The sequence below is a fragment of the Paenibacillus cookii genome, assembly GCF_018333375.1.
GTDB classification, from domain to species: Bacteria; Bacillota; Bacilli; order Paenibacillales; family Paenibacillaceae; genus Paenibacillus_AQ; species Paenibacillus_AQ cookii.
On the sequence record NZ_BORW01000002.1, the window covers coordinates 123,435 to 142,240 of the forward strand.

Genomic DNA, 18,806 nt, shown 5'->3' on the forward strand with positions numbered 1-18,806 from the left:
TCAGTGCCTTCGGGCCAGCGGAAACGTGACGATAAACGCCGTCCCTGGACCGTCGGCAGGCGTTTCGATCCCGATCCGCCCGTCGTTTTGCAGCGTCAGCTGCTTGACCAGGGCCAGTCCGAGGCCGCTGCCTCCCGATTTTCGCGCACGGTCGTGATTGACGGTGTAAAACGGTTCGAAGACCAGCTCCCGCTGTTCTTCCGGAATGCCGACTCCGGTATCGCGAATGCGCACCACCGCGTCTTCCTCCCCGGCTGCATTCGAGACCGTCACCTCTCCTTGGGCGACGTTATATTTAATGGCATTATCCAGCAAATTGACGAAAATATGCGTGAGGTTGTTGCGGTCGCCGACAATGACGGCGGGTTCAAGCCGCTGCCGGATCGTGATGCCGAACTGTTCGGCTTTACCTTTCATTCGTGCGCACACATCCGTCAGCAGTTCCTTGAGATCAACCTCCTCCGGATGATGGTCAAACGCATATTTTTCCGCGGCAGCCAGATGGAGAACCCGTTCCACCAGGTCGTACAGCCGCCCCGTTTCCTTTGTGATCGATGCATAGGCATCCTGGATTAATGCCGGATCGTCCGGGTACAGATGCAGCAGGTCGGCATACGCGCGGATCGATGTCAGCGGCGTTTTGAATTCATGGCTGATGTTATGGATAAAATCCTTCTGCCGCTTTTCGAGCTGGCGCAGCGTTTCCAGCGTTTCCATCAGCTTTTCCTGCTCCGCTTGCAAGGACTGCACGTTCGCTTGGATGGCCCGGTTCATCTCGAAAATGCCGCCGCTGAGGTCCCCGAGCTCGTCTTTGCGCTTGAGGGTCGGTTCCGCCAGGTAATCCCCGCGCCGGATCCGCTCGGTCGCATTTTTCAGCGCGTGAATGGCATTGGCCTGCCTGTTCATGTAGATCCATCCGAACATAAACGAAACGATGAGCACCGCCGCTCCGGCGAACAAAAACAGCCTCAACATGCTGCGGTAAAAAAGATGCTGGCTGCCGACCGAGGTCTGAAAATGGACGACGCCAAGCTGCTGTTGATCGCTGACGACCGGCGCCAAATAATCCAGCACATCCCCTTGAATTTCATAGGCGATTTTATTTTGCAAGGCAAACGGCAGCGTACGCCGCACATCCGGTTTTTCGGCCATAATCAGCGAATCTCCGGTCGCCTTGCCTTTGGCGTCATACAAAATGACCCGCATCCCGCTGACGTTGCCCAGCTCGCGCGCCAAAGCCGGCCCCTGCAAACGCATGAACGCCTCTTTGTCCACCTGCGTTCCCGTGACGTACATTTGCAAGATCCGGTCCTCCGCTACAGCCGCCTGCTGTTCCATCGCATGTTCCATCTCCCGGCGCTGGTTATTGGAGATGCCCTGCAAAACCAGAAAGCTTAGCAAACCGATCGCAAACACGAGCAAAACGGCCAAAAACCCCGTTAATTTCCACTTTAAGCTGAAGCGCATTCCAAATCCTCCGCTATTCTCTTCGGTTCCCCGCATCCTAAAACGATGCAAAGGCGACAGTTGATCTAAGATTAGCGGAGAAGCGGCATAATTTCAATGGCAGGAACCGGGCCCTTGGCACCCGGGGTTCAATCAAGCTTGCTTGGAAAAATGCGGCGGAATTTTTCCGTAAGTGCCGATCCGCCACACCCACTCCAGCGGTCCCATGGAAAAACGGCTGAGCCACAGCGTGCTGAAAATGGCTTGGATGACCAAAATTTCGATGGCAATCATGGCCAATATCAAATAGTAGGCCTGGCCGCTCAGGTTCAGCACCGCATCCAACGTCAAAATCAGGACGGTTTGCATGATGTAATTGGTTAACGCCATCCGGCCAAGCCGGTTCAGCGGCATAAGCCACAACTTCATGAACGGCAGCTCCAGCAGGAGCGTCAGCGCCGTGACGTAAAACACGTCCTCGGGCAATCCTCCGGCCACCATCGCGATGTCGACCAAACCCGTTGCATCGACGATCCGGGATTCCGCCCATAATCCGAGAGGAATCAGGACAAGCGAGAGGATCATGGCGACGATCCATCGTTTTTTGTGCTGCCGCACGTCTTCAAAAATTTTGTTTTGCCCTGCCCACAACCCGAACAGGAACATCCCCAGGCTGATCCCGATCGGTCCGAGCCAGCAGGCCGAAAGCAGGAAAAGCACGCCGATCGACAAATTGACGCCCGGTTTCAGCCGGTAAAGCGGAAGCAGCAAAAATCCTAAAAGCGCGTAAATCAGCAAAGCTTCGCCCGGTTGAAACTGATGATGCACAAGGCCGAACACGAGCAAAACCAGCAGCCTGCGCACGAACAGCACGTTCGCCTTCTCCCCTCTGGCCCGGGCCCGGGAAACGAACAGATAAAAACCCGAGCCCGATCAAAAAGCTGAAAATCGTATAAAAACGGCCGTGCACCGCATCGTTCACAAACGTCAGCAGCCCTTGGTCGAGACGGCTCCAAAACCCGTATTCCGGCGGAACCGGGACATAGGGAACCATCTGATAAATGTTGATGAATATGATGCCGACAAGCGCGAATCCGCGCAAATAATCCAGCATGTCGATTCTTTTCACGAACATGAAGCTCCTTTCCTTACACCATCACCCTTTTCAGCTTTTGAATGTACCGCGAGCTCACCAAAACGAAATATACGGCTTGCACGACCAGGAAAGCGGCCGAAGCCAGCAGCACGGGCTGGTTCACGTCATCCAAATCGAAGCCTTCGCGCACCCGGTTGAGCACGACCAAGGTTTGGACCGCCGATACGAAGATCGGCGTGAAAAACAGCACCGCAATTTGCACGGTCGAAGATTTGCCCATCTCGCCGGACTGCAGGCCGATTTTGGACATGGCGTTATAGATTTGCTGGTCCTGCCTCAGCTCGGAATGCAGCTTGAAATACAGGAAGCTAGCCGAACATACCGACAACAATGAGGCGATAAAAACGCCGACGAAGCTCATCATGGCCGTCGCCTGTTCGTGCTGGGCGTACATTCCCCCGCGGGAAGACAGCAGGTCCGCCGATTCGCCGCTTACGTTCCGTTCATGGGCCCATTGTTCGAGCTCCAGCCCGACCTTGTATTCCTTATCGTTTCTGCCCGGAGGCGTTTGGCCGGACCAATCGGGAACCATATAAATGTAAATGGTATAGATCCAATAGCTTCGATCGGCCGGGATTTGCTTGACCAATCCGTCATAGAGGGCGGAACTCACGACGAGAAGATTGGTGCCGTTCACCGGCGAAACCTCTTTTTGCGTACGGATTTCCTTGACGACTTCCAGCCCGGAAGACGGATTTTTCAGCTCGATCGACGAGCCTGCGGACCAATCCGGGTTATTCCGCGCTTCCTTGTCGGACTGCACCAGGACGGCTTGTTTCCCTTCGAGCGCATCGATCTTTGCCAGCCCCAGCGCATCCGCAATGCTTTTATACACTTCCTCCGACATGACGGTAACGGTGCCTTTTCTTCCGGAGGCTGTCGCAACATAGGACTCGGTTTTGAATTTTTCGTACGTGATGCCTTTTTCTTTCAGTTTTTGCTCGACGGTTTTCAATCCGCTTTCGCCTTGCGCAGGGTCGCTGACATAATACCGGAACGGATAAGGATCTTCGTGGTACATGTTTTGCGTGCGGACATTGACGGACATGACAAATGCCACGGCCATGCAGCAAATGGCGGTGACGACGGTCACCATGAACAAAATCACCGCGTTGTCCTTGATTTTATAGGCCATTTCCGAAATCCAGATCAGGTTCGTGCCCCGCCAGGTCAAGCGCCGGCTTTTTTTGAGCATTCGGAACACAAGGACGGTAATTTGCGTGAAAAAGAAATACGTACCCGCAATCCCCGTTGCCGCCGCGACGGCCAGGTTATTGTCGACCGTGACATACCCGGCCGCGAGCAGCAATACCCCGAACAGGGAAATCCAAACCGAAACCTTCGGCTCTTTTTTCGGTTTGCTTCCGCCCTTCAACAGTTCGAGCACGCGGCTCTGGTTGATAAACAGCAGCGTAAAAGCCGAGATGACCAGAAACAGCAGCAAAAAAGCGCCGACCGTCAACAGAAGCGCTTTGGCCGGAAAATACAGCCCGAGCTCCTCGATCCCGATCATGCGGGCGCTGAGCGTCAAAAACAGCTTCGACAAAAGCAGCCCCGCCAACATCCCGGTAACGATCGACAATGCCCCGATGATCATGTTTTCGACGAAAACGAGTTTGCTGAGCTGGCCCTGGGTCGCTCCCAAAATGGTCAGCAGGCCGAATTCCTTGTTCCTGGCTTTCAAAAAGGAGCCGATCGAATACAGCACGAACAGGAACGCAAAAATATAAATGACGTATTCCATGATGAGCATGACCATCTGCACGTTGGAGCCAAGCTCGGTTTTATCGATATCCGGATGGAAGATGAACAGCGCATACGTAAAAAACACCATGACCATGAAGCAGCTGCTCAGGAAATAGGCAAAATACGCGCGCGCATTCCGCTTGACGTTGTTAAACGCGAATTGAGGAAAGCTCATGAGCCTGACCTCCCAAATACGAAAGCATGTCGATGATTTTCTGGAAAAAGGCTTGCCGGCTTTCGCCCCTGCGAATTTCCCCGGAAATCGTTCCGTCCTTGATGAACACGACGCGGTGGCAGTAGCTGGCTGCCTGAGGGTCATGCGTGACAAGCATCATCGTGACGCCGTCGTCCTCGTTAAGTTTCTCCAGCGTCTGCATGACGATCTGCGAAGAATTCGAATCCAGCGCACCCGTCGGTTCGTCCGCCAGCAAAAGCGAGGGTTCCGGAATGATGGCGCGGGCGATCGCGGCGCGCTGCCTTTGCCCGCCCGAAATTTCATACACCCTTTTATTCAAAATCTCTTTGATGCCAAGCCTGTCGGCGATCGCTTCAAGCCGGGCTTCCATCGATTTCAGGCTTTGTTTGTCAAGCGTCAGCGGAAGGACGATGTTCTCCGCCACGGTCAGCGTATCCAGCAGGTTAAAATCCTGAAACACGAATCCGAGCTCCCGCCTGCGGAACAAAGCCAGCTCCTTTTTCTTTAAGGCATGCGGGTTGCTGCCGTTGATCAGCACGGTTCCGGAGCTTGGCGCGTCGATGGTCGAAACCATGTTCAGCAGCGTCGTTTTCCCGCTTCCCGAAGGCCCCATCACGCCGACGAACTCCCCTTTTTGGATGCTTAAGTTCACGTCCGTCAAGGCGCGGGTCGTTACTTTGCCCGGATATACTTTGCTGAGTCCCGTCACTTTTAATATTTCCGTCACAAACATCTCTCCTTCTGGGTTCTCTTCTCTCTATGTATCTCACTTTATAGCATGACCGGCTTCAAAACCATGGATTCTCCTTACCCGAACCTTAAACCTTTGTAAGGTTTTGTTCGAACCGGCCGAAGGCGGCAAAAAAAAGAACGCTGCACGGATGCAGCGCCCTGATGGCTCAAGCGGTTTTAAACGTAAACCTAACGGTCGTTCCTTGGCCGGGTTCCGTCTCCAACTCCACCTGGTGATCGAGCTTGCGGCACACTTCCCGGACGAGAAACAGTCCCATGCCCGTCGATTCATGGTATTGCCTGCCTTGATTACCCGTAAAATAGGGATCGAACACCCGTCCCAAATCCTCTTTGGCGATGCCGATGCCTTCGTCGCGAATTTCAAGGACGGCATGCGCTCCCTGTTTAAAGGCATGAAACGCAACCTTCTTGCCTTCGCCTTCCGAATAATTGACGGCATTGACGATGACTTGCCCGAGCACGAACGCCAGCCACTTGGCGTCGCTGATCACGGCAAGGCCAGGCGGGATTTCGATCGCCGGGTAAACCTTTTTCCGGATAAACCACTGCCTGTTTTCGGCGACGGCTTTTTCGACCGCTTCCGCAAGCGGCATGCCCTCCACCTTGAAGTCCTGCTCGAACTTGTCCAGCCTCGCCGTGTATAACGCCATCTCCAGCCCCTTTTTCAGCCGGTCGATTTCCTCCTGCAGTCCGTCAGCGATTTCATCGTCGAGATCCAGATCCTGCAGCGTGAGCTGAATGACGGAAACGGGCGTTTTCATCTGGTGAATCCAGCGGTTGATGAACGCGGTATGGTTATCGAGCCGCTGCTGCGTGCCGTAGAGCTCGTCTTTGTACAGCTGGAACTGATGGCGAAGCATATCGCTCACCGCCTCGGCCATCGGCGCTTCGCCCAGCCGGGTCAGCGATTGGTCCATGGACTGCAGCGGAGACTCCAGCCGTTCGTACAGCTTCCGATGGGTATAGTAGCGGTAAGCCAAATATAGCGCCAGCACGACGAAGCCGAGCAGCGCCCCATAAAACACGGTGAACCCAGAATGGTCCTCGACCGCCAACCAATACCACAATCCGACGATCAACATTTGCCCGGCATAAAAAAGGATTAAAGGCAGCTGTTCCCGAAAAAAAAGCCTCATCGTCATCCCTTTCCTTCCAGCCTCAGCATGTATCCTGCCCCGCGAACCGTCTCCACGGGATCATCAAACCCAAGCTCCTTCAGCTTTTTGCGGATTCTCGTAATATAGACGTTCAGGGTATTGTCGTCGATAAAATGCCGGTCTTCCCACATGAGATCCAGCAGGCGTCCGCGGCTGACGACGCGATCCGATTTCTTCATAAGCGCCTCCACCAGGACCGATTCCTTTTGCGTAAGCTCTACCGACTGCCCCTCGTAAGTTAACATGAACCGCTCAGGGTATAATACCAATCCCGACGCTTCCACCGTCCGTTCCTCGGATTTCGCCGAATAAGAGCCGTATGCCCTCCGCAAATGGCTGCGGATTTTGGCCACGACGACCTCATAATGGAACGGCTTCGTAATGTAGTCGTCCGCTCCGTTTTCAAGCGCCATCACCTGATCCATTTCGCTTTCCCTGGCTGATATGAACAAAATCGGGCACGTCGACAGCGTGCGGATTTGGCGGCACCAATAAAAGCCGTCGAACATCGGCAGGTTGACGTCGATCAGGACCAGGTGCGGCCGCACGTCCCGGAAATCGTCCATCACCTTGGCGAAATCTTCGACCGTAAAAGCCGTATAGCCGTATTTTTGGATATGCGTTTTCAATAATGACGCGATTTTCGCATCGTCTTCAATAATGAGAATGTTTACTTGATCCACCGTTTCATCTCCGTTTCAAGCCGTTTCCCGCCGCTTTTCGATTCATGCGTACGCTGAACCGTTAACGCTTCCTATCATATACAAGGATCGGAAAAAATCCAACCCGGCGGGATCGCAAAACCGGACAGGATCGATGCCCGGCATATCGCCGGGTTGCATTCAAAGCATCACCCCTCCGATCGCAAGATGCCGGTCTGGGGCGACGGCTGCCACCCGGTCAGCCACTCTTTGGCGCAGCGGATCAGCTTTTTCGTTGCCGGGGCCGTGTTTTTGGCCGAGTTCAGGGCGATCCCGAGCGAACGGAAGCTTTGGTCCTCCAGCTCGAGCGCGACGATCCGGTTGGTTCGTCCCTGCAAAATCATTTCCGGCAAAATGCTGATGCCCAGCCCGTTCTCCACCATCGCGATAATGGCATAGTCGTCCGAGGCTTGAAACGGGACGGGCGGCTTGATCCGCCCTTTCCGCAACACGCGGCGCACGTCATAATCGCTGCCCTCCTTCGGCATAATAAACGGTTCGTTCGCGATCTGGCCGTAGCGGACAAACGGCTGGTTCGCCAGCGGATGGTCCGGCGGCATGACGCACAGCATCCGATCCTGCCGCAGCGGGATGATGCGGAAGGAGTCCATCGTCGGCAGCGAAACGAATCCGAAGTCGATTTCCCCTTGCAGCAGCCACTCTTCGATTTCATGGTAATCGCCTTCGAACAGTTTGACCTCGATATTAGGATGCTGGCTTAAAAACCTTCTGATGATCCCCGGCAGCCATTGCACCGAAATGCTCGTAAACGTACCGATTCGGATCGTCCCGGTTTCGATCCCGTTAATCAGGGCCACCTCCTGCTTCAACAGCTCCTGCACCCGGAGCATGTCCCGGATATAGGTCAGCACCCGCTCCCCGTTGTCCGTCAGCTTCACCCCGGACCGGCTCCTGCTCAGCAAAGAAAATCCGAATTCCGTCTCGAGGCTCTGGACCGCGTGGCTCACGCCCGACTGCGTCAAACCGAGCGCCTCCGCGGCTTTCGTCAAGCTTCCCAGATCCACGACCTGCTTCAATATTTCGTATTTTACGAGACTCATCGCACTCACCTGTTCCCAGCAAAATAAGGCTGAAATTTTACATGAATTTTCCTCATGTTTAGAATGATAAACATTCAATTTTCTTATTTTACGATACCATTTATACTGATTCAGGCACAAGGGAAACCGATCGGGAAACGGCTTTCGTGCCGGCCGACAACCTTCATTTTTGACGTAAAGGCAGAGAAATGGGAACATGAAACAATACAAAGCGGATTTGATCATTTTACTGGTGACGTTTTTTTGGGGAACTTCCTATTCGTTCATGAAAATCGGGCTCGATACGCTGGCTCCGTTCAACTTGATCGCGCTGCGGTTCGGCGTCGCTTTCATCGCGGCAGGCGTTTTGTTCCACAAAAAACTCCGGCGCGCGGACCGCAAGGCCGTTCAATACGCGCTGCTGCTCGGAACGCTCCTTTTTGCCGTATTCGTCTGCATCATCTTCGGACTGCGGAATACATCGACATCGAACGCCGGTTTCCTGATGAGCATGACGGTCATATTCGTCCCCGTGCTGACGGCGCTGTTCCTGAAAATCAAACCGGACAAGAGGCTGATCGCCGGCATCGCGGTTGCGGTGGCGGGCATCGGGCTGCTGACGTTAAGGCCGCATGCCGCACTCCAATCCGGGGATGCGCTGTGCATTTTTGGCGCATTGTTTTTTGCCGTACATATCATCGTCACCGGCCGCGCGGGGAAAAAAGCGGATTCGGTGACCGTCGGCGTCCTGCAGCTGGGATTTGCCGCGCTTTGGGGCGGCTTGTTTTCGTTTCTTTTCGAGCAGCCCGAACTTCCGAACACCGCCGCTAGCTGGCTTTCGATCCTTGCGCTCGGCATTTTGTGCAGCGCGGTGGGTTTTGTCCTGCAAGCGATCGCCCAAAAATATACGTCGCCGACGCATACCGGCCTCATATTTGCGCTGGAGCCCGTCGTCACCGCCTTTTTCGGGATCTGCTTCCTGAAAGAGACGTTGACCATGCAGGGCTACATCGGAGCCGGGCTTGTCCTCGCCGGCGTGGCCGTATGCGAACTGGACATTCGGAAGTTGCTCGTCGGGCGCAAAAGGACTGGGAAGTCGTCGTATCATCGGGCGGCTTAAGGATATCGTTCGGCTCGGTCATGCAAACCGTCACGACGATTCCTTGTCCCGAGCACATATTAGCGGAAGCAAACAAGCCCTGCCGGGTGCAATCAGCACCGGTCAGGGCTTTTATGTCGTTCGGCCGCGGGCGGACGGCAATCGCGTACGCAAACCGCAGCGGCCGCTTTTTGACTTAACGTCGATTATTATGCGTCCGCGATTATTTCCGCAAACCGTATGTTTGAAGCAGAGCCGTCAAATCCTTGTTGATGCTCTGCACATCCGGGCCGGATGCCGGGCGGTCGGTCAATCCGTACGCCTGCTTCAGTTTGAGAATCGCGTAAACCCGGTTGTTCAGCACGTCCTCCGGAATCGTTCCGTCGGCTACCGCTTTTTTCAGGGCGCGGATCGCTGTTTTTTCTTTCTCGGCATCATGCCCGACCAAAACGATGTTGCCGCCGGCCAAAATCGCCTCTACCGACGCTTTGCCGATTTCGTAGTTTTTTTCGATCGCGCCCATCGTCATGTCGTCGGAGATGACCACCCCTTGAAACCCGAGCTCGTTGCGCAAAAGATCCGTGATCACTTTTTTGGAAAACGAAGCCGGGTGATCGGGATCAAGCTTCGGCATGAGCAGATGCGCGATCATGACCACATCGGCCTTGTTTTCGACGGCTTCCTTGAAGGGGATTAGCTCCAGCTTCCGGAGGCGGCTCAAATCATGGTTGACGACAGGCAGTCCGATGTGGGAGTCGACCGAGGTGTCCCCATGCCCGGGAAAGTGCTTGACGACGGGAACGACGCCTTCCTTCCGAATGCCCTCCATCGTGGCGATGCCGAGCCGGCTGACCACGTCCGCCTTGTTCCCGAACGAGCGGTCCCCGATGACCGGGTTATTCGGATTGCTGTTTATGTCCAGCACGGGAGCGAAATCCATGTTCAGCCCGAAGCCGGACAACTCGCGCCCGAGCACGGCGCCGATCCCTTGGGACAACGCCTCGCTGTTCTTCGATCCGATCGCTTTGGCGGTCGGCACCTTTGCGAACTCCTTCGGCATGCGCGTCACGCGTCCGCCCTCTTCGTCGACGCTCATCCAAAGCGGCACCGGATTCGATTGGTTGGCCGCCTTCAGGTCATTAAACAATTTCAGCGCCTGCTTGGCGTTTTCGATGTTGTTTTTATAAAAAATGAAGCCGCCGACATGATAGGATTCGATCAGCTCGCGGGTTGTATCGTTTGTTGCCGTGCCGTCCATGCCTACAAGGACCAGCTGCCCGATCTTTTCGTCCGTATTCATTTTCCCCAGCAGCTCAAGCGCCGGATCGCTCGGGATTTGATGAACGTCCCCCTGATCGTTCCCGCCGTCCTGGCCGTTTCCTTTCGAAGCGCCGGTGTCTTCCGAAGCGCCGCCGCTCCCTTGCTGTGCTTGTTGGTTCGATGTGCCTTCCCCCGGTTTGGCCGGCTGCACCTCATTCCGGTTCCCGCCGCATCCGGCCAGCAGCATGACGGCCAGCAGCAAAGCCAAACCGGTCTTCCCTATGTTTTTCAACATTCAAGGCTCCTTTCTAAAGCAGATATCATCGTCGATCTTTCCCCGTATCATCCTTCTCGTTTCCGTTCGGCATATCCTCTTTTCCGCCTTTTTGTTGGCGCCCCTGGAACAGCAGGTTTTTCCGCGATGCCAGCGTCGTTCCCGGCGGCACGGCAATCCAGTGGCATTTGGCGGTCCCGATGCGCTGCGAGGTGTAAATCCCGCTGTATCCTGCAAACAAATAGCTGATCAGACAAGCGATAAACATGTAGATCGCCCCGTCCGCCCCAAAGAGCTCGATGCCCATCAAAAAGCAGGCGATCGGCGTGTGAGTCGCGCCGCAAAACACCGCGATAAAACCTAACCCGGCCAAAAACGGCCCGTACATCTGGAAGACGTCGGCCAGCGTATGGCCCAGCGTAGCCCCGATCGCAAACAGCGGCGTCACTTCGCCCCCCTGAAATCCGGCGCCCAGCGTCACCGACGTAAAGATCAATTTCCACAAAAACGCAAAAACAGGTACGTCCCCGCCAACCGAATCCGTAATCAGCGGGATACTGAGGCCCAAATAGGCGCGGGAACCGGCAATATACGCAAGGCCGATGACGATCAACCCGCCGGCGGCGCTTTTGAGCACAGGGTTCGAAAACGCTTTGGCGAACAGCTTTTTCAGCGCATGCGTCAGCTCGCTGAAACAGATGCTGGCGAGGGCAAACAGCAGCGAAGCTGCCGCGACTTTAAGAAGTACGATCAAACTAAGCTCGGGCGCGACCATGTGCGGGTACTGGACATGCTCCACTCCCCATAGACGGGTGGTGACCAGGTGGCCGACGAAGCTGGCCGTAAAACAAGGGATGAGCGCTTCGTACCGGATCAGCCCGATCGCGATGACTTCCAGGCCGAAGACCGTTCCGGAAAGCGGCGTGCCGAACACCGAGCCGAATCCGCCGCTGATCCCGCACATAAGCAGAATTTTCCGGTCGACCGGTCCGACCCGGGTCCACTTGCCGAATGCTTCGGCCAGGCTTCCGCCCATCTGCACCGCCGTTCCTTCCCGGCCGGCCGAGCCGCCGAACAAATGCGTCACGACGGTGCCGAACAACACGAGCGGCGCCATCCGCAGCGGGATGGTTTCTTTGCCGTCATGGATTTGCTCGAGAATAAGGTTGTTGCCTTTGGCGCTGTTTTTTCCGATTTTCATGTACAAATAGCTGACCAAAGCGCCGCCGGCAGGCAGCAAATATAAAAGCCAAGGGTGCGCTTCGCGGGTGTCGGTCGCGTATTCGAGCGCCAGCAGGAAAAGGGCCGAAGCCGATCCGCTTAGGAGGCCGACCGCCCCTCCGAGCCAAATCCATTTGATAAAACTCCGGAACAATGCCGCGTGCAAAAATTTCGGACCGCGGCGCCCGTTCGGATGCATCATCTTATCCATCATTTCTGTTATGCCCCTTTTGTTCAACAATATGTATAATTTTTCCTGGCGCGCCGGGCAGGAGCATGAAAATAAACAGACTCCTACCAGTGCGCACGTTCATCACCGGTAGGAGTCATCAGCCTTTTCAGGCGGTTATGGCGAACTCCATCGCCTTTTATTCGCTTGTTTTATTGTATACGAACGGATCGTTTTCAGTCAACAGAAAGCCTGCTTCCGTCCGCTGCCTTTTTAAGACTCTGAAAAGTTGGCTTCGGTTACCCTGCGTCATCGGCGTACGGAAGCATGTTTTCCCGGTACTTGCCCGGGGTGACGCCTTCCAGCTTCTTAAAGGCCCGGATAAAAACGACGTCGCTCGTATAGCCGACCATCTGCGCGATTTGGGCATTGGTCAGGTCCTTGTCGCCCATATGCTGCTTGGCAAGCTCGATTCTTTTTCGGACGATCGTGTCGCTGAGATTTTTCCCGCTCTGCTTCTTATAAAAGGTCGAAACGTATTGCGGCGTCATGCCGAAACGGTCGGCCACCATGCCGAGCCCCATGTTCGGGTCGGTAAAATTCTGCTCCACGAACTCCTCCATCTCCTGCAGGAGATGGGAGCTGTGGTCGGTCCGCTCGGTGACGAGCGACTCGGCCAGCAATTCGTAAAGCTTTTTCGTCCGCTTGTGCATGCCTTCCGCCGTTTCGTACGAAAAAATATCCTTGACCAGATCGATGTCCGGCCCCAAAATGTCATGCTGATTCGTCCCCGTCGCGTTGATGATTTTCAGGAACGTGCTCGTAATGTTAAAGAACAGGCATCGGCCGATCTCCGGCGTAATGCTGCCCGACTCGAAATTCATCGCGTAGATCGTATCCAGCAGCTTTAGGACGTTTTCCGTGTCTCCGCTGCGGACGAAGTTGATCAGCTGCACCTCGATGTCGATCGGGTAATAATAGTGGGCATGCACGTTTTTGATGTCCTGAAAATAGATGATCGTGCCGCCGCCCCGGATGATGCGGTATTCGAAGGCCGCCATCGCCTCCGCATAGCTTTCCCCGATGCTTTTCGCTCCCGAGTGGGGAAGCCCGGCGGCCACGGTAATATCCATCTTGAAGCGCTGCTCGATGACCGTTTTGAGGGACTCGCACATCTCCGCGATCACGCGTCCCGCTTCCCCGGACAGCCCCGGATCGAAGTTGTTCAGGAAAGCCACCCGATCGCGGTCGAGTTCGACGGCAAAAGACTTATGCGGACTTGGGATCATATCCGTTCCGATATTCGAGACGATAAAGCGCGCAAGCGCCCATTGTTCCTCGCTTTGCTCCGCATTAAACCCGGCGATGCTGTCAAGCTGCACGACGATGGCCGAAAAGTAATCGCTTACAAATTCGATGTCCATAAACCGCAGCGACTGTCCGCCTTTCTCCGACGTATCCACGTCCATCTGTCCGCGAAGGAGGCGCGACAGGTAGTTGGAACGGATCACGGGAGTTTGGCGGGCCAACAGGCTGCGCAGGTTTTTTTCCTCGTGCAGGGAACCTTCGATCGTCTGCAAAATAAAATCGTATTCGTTGACGGACGGCTTGCCGCTCCAGTTTTTCCCGCGCAGGATCGCATTGACCGCTCTCCGCAGCGGGCTGTAATTGCGGTATGTAATCATGAACGCGGCGGACATGCCGACGGCCAGGCACAAGGCGAACAGGATGACGGCCCATTGCTTGATCAAAATGACCTGCTGCATGAACACGCTTCTCGGCGTGACCAGGACGTATTTCCAGCCTTCCTTTTTGGAGGCGGTATACGAAACCATCTTTTGTTCCCCGTTCAAGGTCTGGTTGAACAACCCCCCGCCGCCTTCGATCCGGGACAACAGCTGGGACGGGAGAGGCTCCCGGTCCGTCGCCATGATCGTCCTGCTGTCGCCGTCCACGACATAGATCGAACTGTCGCTCGCGGACTCGATCTGCGCGAACATTTCTTTGATCTGGCTTTCGTCGATCAAGGCGACAAAACTGCCTTTAATGTCTTTCCGGTCGCGTCCGGGAAGGGATTGGGCGAACGTCACGACGTTCAGCGGACTTTTGTCCAGGCTTTCCATCGGATCGTATTCCGCCCGGCGGAGCAGCGTCGCGGTAGGAAGATATGCCATCGTATGGAAGCTTCCCAGCATCTCTTCCCGCCACTGCTCGTAGGGCATGCCTTGATAGCTGTAATACATGTCGTAAAACTTTCGCGAATCCGTCATGAGGCCGGACTTTAGAACGAGATCGCTATTTTCGAAATAAACGTAATAATCCAAAATGAAATTCGTGATGTTCCCGGGGCGGGACATCGTATTTTGCATGAATTCGATAAACTTGTAGCGGTCCGGGCTGGACGGATCCCCGCTGAGTTTCAGCAAATATTCCAGCTTCGGATCAAAAATGATTTGCTGCGCCAATTTTTCCACTTCGTTCAATTTACCGTCAAGGGACAGCTTCAGCTGCTCCAGCATCGCCTTATTGGACCGGTTGGCCCCGTTTTCGAGGCTGGCTTCGACCTTGGTGTACAGAAAGGCGCCCATTGAAACGGGTATAAGCAAAAGAACGAGATTCGAGATCAACATCGTCATCCAAACGCTTCTCAGATTGGATATCCCCAGCGGACGAAGCAGCCATTTCAACAAGCATCACCCCTACCTTAATTTGCATTATGCAGCTTACGCAAAAATGAACGATTACGTACATTATAATGCAAGCAGTAAGGGCCGGTCACCCGTTTTATTCTTTAATGGCACCAATCAAAACCCCTTTGACGAAATACTTCTGCAGGAACGGGTACAGGCAGATGATCGGCAGCGTCGACACGATGATCGTCGCGTATTTGATCGTCTCGCCGATGGCGTATTTATCGTCCGCCGCCACCCCGGTCGACATCGAATCCGTGGAGTTTGCGATCAAAATTTCCCGCAGGACAAGCTGAAGAGGATACATGGTACGGTCGCGCAAATACACCAGTGCCGAAAAATACGAATTCCAATGCCCTACCGCATACCATAAAATCATGACCGCGATAACCGGCATGGATAACGGGATCACGATCCGGAACAGGATGGTCATCTCCCCCGCCCCGTCGATTTTGGCGGATTCCTCGAGGGAAACGGGCACGCCCTGGAACGCGGTTCTCATAATGATCAGGTTAAACGTAGATATCGCTCCGGGAATGAGCAGCGCCCACGGCGTGTTCATCATGCCCAGCTTATTGACCAGAATATAGTTCGGAATCAAGCCGCCGCTGAACACCATCGTGATGACGATGCCGAACATGAGAATATTTTTGAAGTACAGGTTCCGGCGGGAGAGGACGTACGCTCCGAGCGCCGTCATGAACAGGTTGATCGCCGTCCCGGCCGCGACATAAAATAGCGTGTTCCTGTAGCCGCTCGTGATCATAGGGTTATCAAAAACAGCTTTGTATGCGTCCAGATTGAACCCAAGCGGCTTCAGCAGCATGCCCCGGTGTTGGATGAAAGCGGACGCCTCGCTGAGGGAGGCAAACAGAACATACAAAAACGGGTATAACGTGACGAAGCAAAGCAGCAGCATCAGGATCGTGTTGACGACCCCGAATATTTTTTCGCCGGTTGTTTGTGCGCCCATCGTTTGGCCTCCTTACCACAATTTGTTTTCGGATACGCGTTTGCTGACGGCGTTTGCCGAAACGATCAGAATCAAGCTGATGACCGAGTTGAACAAGCCGACGGCCGTCGTGAAGCTGTAGCTCGCCTCCAGTACCCCTTTGCGGTACACGTAAGTGGAAATGACATCGGCCGTTTCGTAGGTGAGCGGATTGTAAAGAAGCAGCACCTTTTCGCTGCCGACCGAAAGCAGATGGCCCATGTTCAGAATAAGCATGATGACGATCGTCGGCATGATGCCCGGGATCGTAATATGGAAAATCTGCTTCCACCGGCTCGCGCCGTCGATTTTGGCCGCTTCGTAGAGCGTCGGGTCGATGTTGGCGATCGCCGCCAAATAGATGATCGAACCCCAGCCCACGCCCTGCCAGATGCCGGAGGATACGAAAATAAACCGGAACCAGCCCGCTTCCTTCAGGAAATCGATCGGCTCGACGCCGATAAACCCAAGCAGTTGATTGATGAGCCCGTCGCGGCTCAAAAAGTCGAACATCATCCCTGCCACCACGACGATCGAAATGAAGTGGGGCAGATAGGAAATCGTCTGGACGAACCGCTTGAACAGCATTTTGCGGATTTCGTTTAACAGCAGCGCCAAAATAATGCCGGCCGGAAACCCGAAAATCAGGTCGTACACGTTCAGGAGCAGCGTGTTTCGGATCAGTCTCCAGAAATACACGCCGTTAAAAAAGCTGTCGAAGTGCTTGAACCCGACCCAAGGGCTGCCCCAAATGCCGGTGGCCGGCGAATAATCCTTAAAAGCGATTTGCAGGCCGTACATCGGACCGTAATGAAAAATGACGTAATAAGCGATGACCGGGAGCGCCATCAAATAGATGACCCAGTTGCGGCGCAGATCCTTTCGGATCGTTTGGGCGGTGGAGAGATCGTTTTTGGGCTTGGCGGAACGCTTGTTCATCGGCTTGTTTTTGCTTATCTGCCACATGCTTATCCCTGCCTTTCTGTAGGATTCCGGATGAAATAGGAGCCTGATGGTAAGTGCGAAACGAATTGCCTTCCCCTATTTTTAGAAAAGCCGGGGGATGAGCGTTCATCCCCCGACCCTGAATCGCGTTCAATGCCATTAGCGTTTGTTGAACCGGTCAAGGGCTGCCTGCTGGATCTTGATCGCGTCTTCGATGCCCATAGCCTCGATTTTCTTCACGTATTTATCGAAATTATCGAGCGGCTCGGCGCCCATGATGAATTTCAGGAACATTTCGTCCCGATACGTGTTGATGTCCGTCATGATCGAAGCGTATTGCGAGCTTTCGTCTTTCGTCGGCGTCACGAGCGGCATTTTGCGCTCCCCGGTAGGCTGGGACCAAATTTCAAGCGCTTCGCGCTGGTTCGGCAGCGCCAGGTACTGCATCTGGAAATCGTCGCTGAGCACGAACGGCGCGCTCCACGTCGAGCGGTTATGCTTCGCGAAGGATTGCTGCAAACTTACGCCGCTTGGCGGGTTCAGGACCTCCGGCAAAAAGACCGGCTTGCCGTTTTCCATTTTGTAAGCTTCGCCTTCCTTGCCGTAGTTAAACAGCAAGTTTCCTTTTTCGCCGTACGCGTAATCCAGCCATTTCACGGTTTCGATCGGGTTCGGGTTGCTGGTCGAAATCGCCGCGCCGATGCCGTTCGTCGCAAAGTCCTTTTGGCCCCAGATCGCTTTATCCCCTTTGTTCAACACCGGATAAGGAGCCGCCACCAGATTAAACGTCGGGTCTTTATCCTTCATCAGGTTGGCGTATTTGCCGATGCCGCCTCCGTTGTAGGTCGGCGCCGCGCCGAGCTGGTTGCCCGTCATTTTGGCATCGAACAGCTTGTCGTTCGGCGCCGCAAAGTCCTTGTCGAGCAAACCTTCCTTGTACCATTTGTTCATCGTCGTCAAAAATTCTTTGTATTCCGGCTGGATCGGACCGTATTTCACCTGGTTGTCGACTTGGTAGAACCCGTAGTTGATCCCCCAGGCGCCCAGGAATGGCGCGTCGATGCCCACGTCGTCTTTCGTGAAATACAGCGGGATTTCGTCCGCCTTGCCGTTGCCGTTCGGGTCTTTTTCTTTGAATGCCTTCAGCACCGTATACCATTCGTCGATCGTCGTCGGCTTTTGCAGCCCGAGCTTATCCAGCCAGTCCTGCCGGATGGCAGGCCCGTAGAATACCCGGACTTTTTCGCCGCCGCGGAAAAACGGGAACATGTACAAGCTGCCGTCATCCGTCGTCACTTGCTTTTTCCAATCCGGATGCTCTTCCAGCAACTTCTTCAAATTCGGCGCATATTGATCGATCAGATCGTTTAATTTAATGATTTTGTTGTCCTGGATCGCTTTTTCCGGTCCGCCCGGATAGCCGATCCAGGACGTCTCGATGACGTCGGGCAGCTTATCGGATACCATCATCAGGTTAAACTGCTCGGCCGCTTGCGCGGAGTCCGTCGGCGGGTGCTGGAAATCGACTTTGACGCCTGTAATGTTTTCTAGCTCTTTGTACATGCCCATTTCGGCGTACGTTTTCATTTGGGCCGCAGCCGCAGAGTGCATGCTTACCCAATACGTCAGATGCGTGAGCTTTTCGGGTTCGCCCGATTTGCCTTCCGCGGAAGTTCCCCCTTTTGCTTGATCTCCTCCGGAACTGCTTCCGCATGCCGCAAGCGATAAAACCAATGTGGCCGCCAAAAGCGCAATCCCGATTTTTTTGCCTCTTTTTACCATGTAAGCGCCTCCCTTTTGATCGTTTCTAAACTATCCGGAGCTTGGTTCATTTCGTCCAGCCGGTATCCAAAGTATAGGGAACGCCCCCGCCGGCAAGATACTGGAAGTTTTTCATAAACCTTATATTTTCGTAAGATTGAGGACTGACGATTCTTATTTTTTTCAGCCTTTTTTTAATAT

14 protein-coding genes and 1 riboswitch are annotated in these 18,806 nt (G+C 54.4%); of the genes, 1 reads left to right on the plus strand and 13 read right to left on the minus strand.

Going from position 1 to position 18,806, the window contains the following annotated elements:
- The 7 genes from KI367_RS03430 to KI367_RS03460 all read right to left on the minus strand — a co-directional run bounded on the left by KI367_RS03430 (position 1) and on the right by KI367_RS03460 (position 8,216).
- On the minus strand, positions 1–1,467 hold the full coding sequence (locus tag KI367_RS03430) for a sensor histidine kinase (protein ID WP_212947615.1): 1,467 nt from the start codon (positions 1,465–1,467) through the stop codon (positions 1–3).
- 132 nt (positions 1,468–1,599) lie between these two features.
- Positions 1,600–2,319 (minus strand): DUF418 domain-containing protein, encoded by a 720-nt coding sequence (locus KI367_RS03435; RefSeq protein WP_246536566.1) that lies wholly within the window; start codon positions 2,317–2,319, stop codon positions 1,600–1,602.
- Between the two features lie 275 nt (positions 2,320–2,594).
- Positions 2,595–4,523 carry an FtsX-like permease family protein gene (locus tag KI367_RS03440; protein ID WP_212947617.1) on the minus strand — a complete coding sequence of 643 codons (1,929 nt, stop codon included), beginning with the start codon at positions 4,521–4,523 and terminating at the stop codon, positions 2,595–2,597.
- On the minus strand, positions 4,498–5,271 hold the full coding sequence (locus KI367_RS03445; protein ID WP_246536567.1) for an ABC transporter ATP-binding protein: 774 nt from the start codon (positions 5,269–5,271) through the stop codon (positions 4,498–4,500). The genes KI367_RS03440 and KI367_RS03445 overlap by 26 nt, the downstream gene beginning before the upstream one ends.
- 172 nt (positions 5,272–5,443) lie before the next feature.
- Complete coding sequence (locus KI367_RS03450) at positions 5,444–6,433, minus strand: sensor histidine kinase (RefSeq protein WP_212947621.1); 990 nt, start codon at positions 6,431–6,433, stop codon at positions 5,444–5,446.
- 2 nt (positions 6,434–6,435) lie between these two features.
- On the minus strand, positions 6,436–7,137 hold the full coding sequence (locus KI367_RS03455) for a response regulator transcription factor (RefSeq protein WP_212947623.1): 702 nt from the start codon (positions 7,135–7,137) through the stop codon (positions 6,436–6,438).
- Positions 7,138–7,304: 167 nt separating this feature from the next.
- A complete protein-coding gene (locus KI367_RS03460) occupies positions 7,305–8,216 on the minus strand; it encodes a LysR family transcriptional regulator (RefSeq protein ID WP_212947625.1) in 912 nt (303 codons plus the stop codon).
- Positions 8,217–8,412: 196 nt separating this feature from the next.
- Between KI367_RS03460 and KI367_RS03465 the strand changes: the two genes are divergently transcribed.
- Entirely contained in the window at positions 8,413–9,315 is a 903-nt protein-coding gene (locus KI367_RS03465; protein ID WP_212947627.1) for a DMT family transporter, read from the plus strand.
- A gap of 202 nt (positions 9,316–9,517) precedes the next feature.
- Here KI367_RS03465 and nagZ read toward each other — a convergent pair whose 3' ends face one another.
- The 6 genes from nagZ to KI367_RS03495 all read right to left on the minus strand — a co-directional run bounded on the left by nagZ (position 9,518) and on the right by KI367_RS03495 (position 18,626).
- The gene (gene nagZ, locus KI367_RS03470) at positions 9,518–10,849 is read right to left on the minus strand and encodes a beta-N-acetylhexosaminidase (protein ID WP_212947628.1); all 1,332 of its coding nucleotides are present in this window, start codon (positions 10,847–10,849) and stop codon (positions 9,518–9,520) included.
- Positions 10,850–10,874: 25 nt separating this feature from the next.
- Positions 10,875–12,260, minus strand: coding sequence for a voltage-gated chloride channel family protein (locus tag KI367_RS03475; RefSeq protein ID WP_373316197.1), 1,386 nt, complete (start codon positions 12,258–12,260; stop codon positions 10,875–10,877).
- Between the two features lie 102 nt (positions 12,261–12,362).
- Positions 12,363–12,424, minus strand: a riboswitch (Fluoride riboswitch).
- Positions 12,425–12,517: 93 nt separating this feature from the next.
- Positions 12,518–14,905 carry a helix-turn-helix domain-containing protein gene (locus tag KI367_RS03480; protein ID WP_246536568.1) on the minus strand — a complete coding sequence of 796 codons (2,388 nt, stop codon included), beginning with the start codon at positions 14,903–14,905 and terminating at the stop codon, positions 12,518–12,520.
- Between the two features lie 97 nt (positions 14,906–15,002).
- A complete protein-coding gene (locus KI367_RS03485; RefSeq protein ID WP_036709253.1) occupies positions 15,003–15,881 on the minus strand; it encodes a carbohydrate ABC transporter permease in 879 nt (292 codons plus the stop codon).
- A gap of 12 nt (positions 15,882–15,893) precedes the next feature.
- Positions 15,894–16,838, minus strand: coding sequence for an ABC transporter permease (locus KI367_RS03490; RefSeq protein WP_246536603.1), 945 nt, complete (start codon positions 16,836–16,838; stop codon positions 15,894–15,896).
- A gap of 165 nt (positions 16,839–17,003) precedes the next feature.
- Positions 17,004–18,626, minus strand: coding sequence for an ABC transporter substrate-binding protein (locus KI367_RS03495; RefSeq protein ID WP_212947632.1), 1,623 nt, complete (start codon positions 18,624–18,626; stop codon positions 17,004–17,006).
- Between the last annotated feature and the right edge of the window lie 180 nt (positions 18,627–18,806).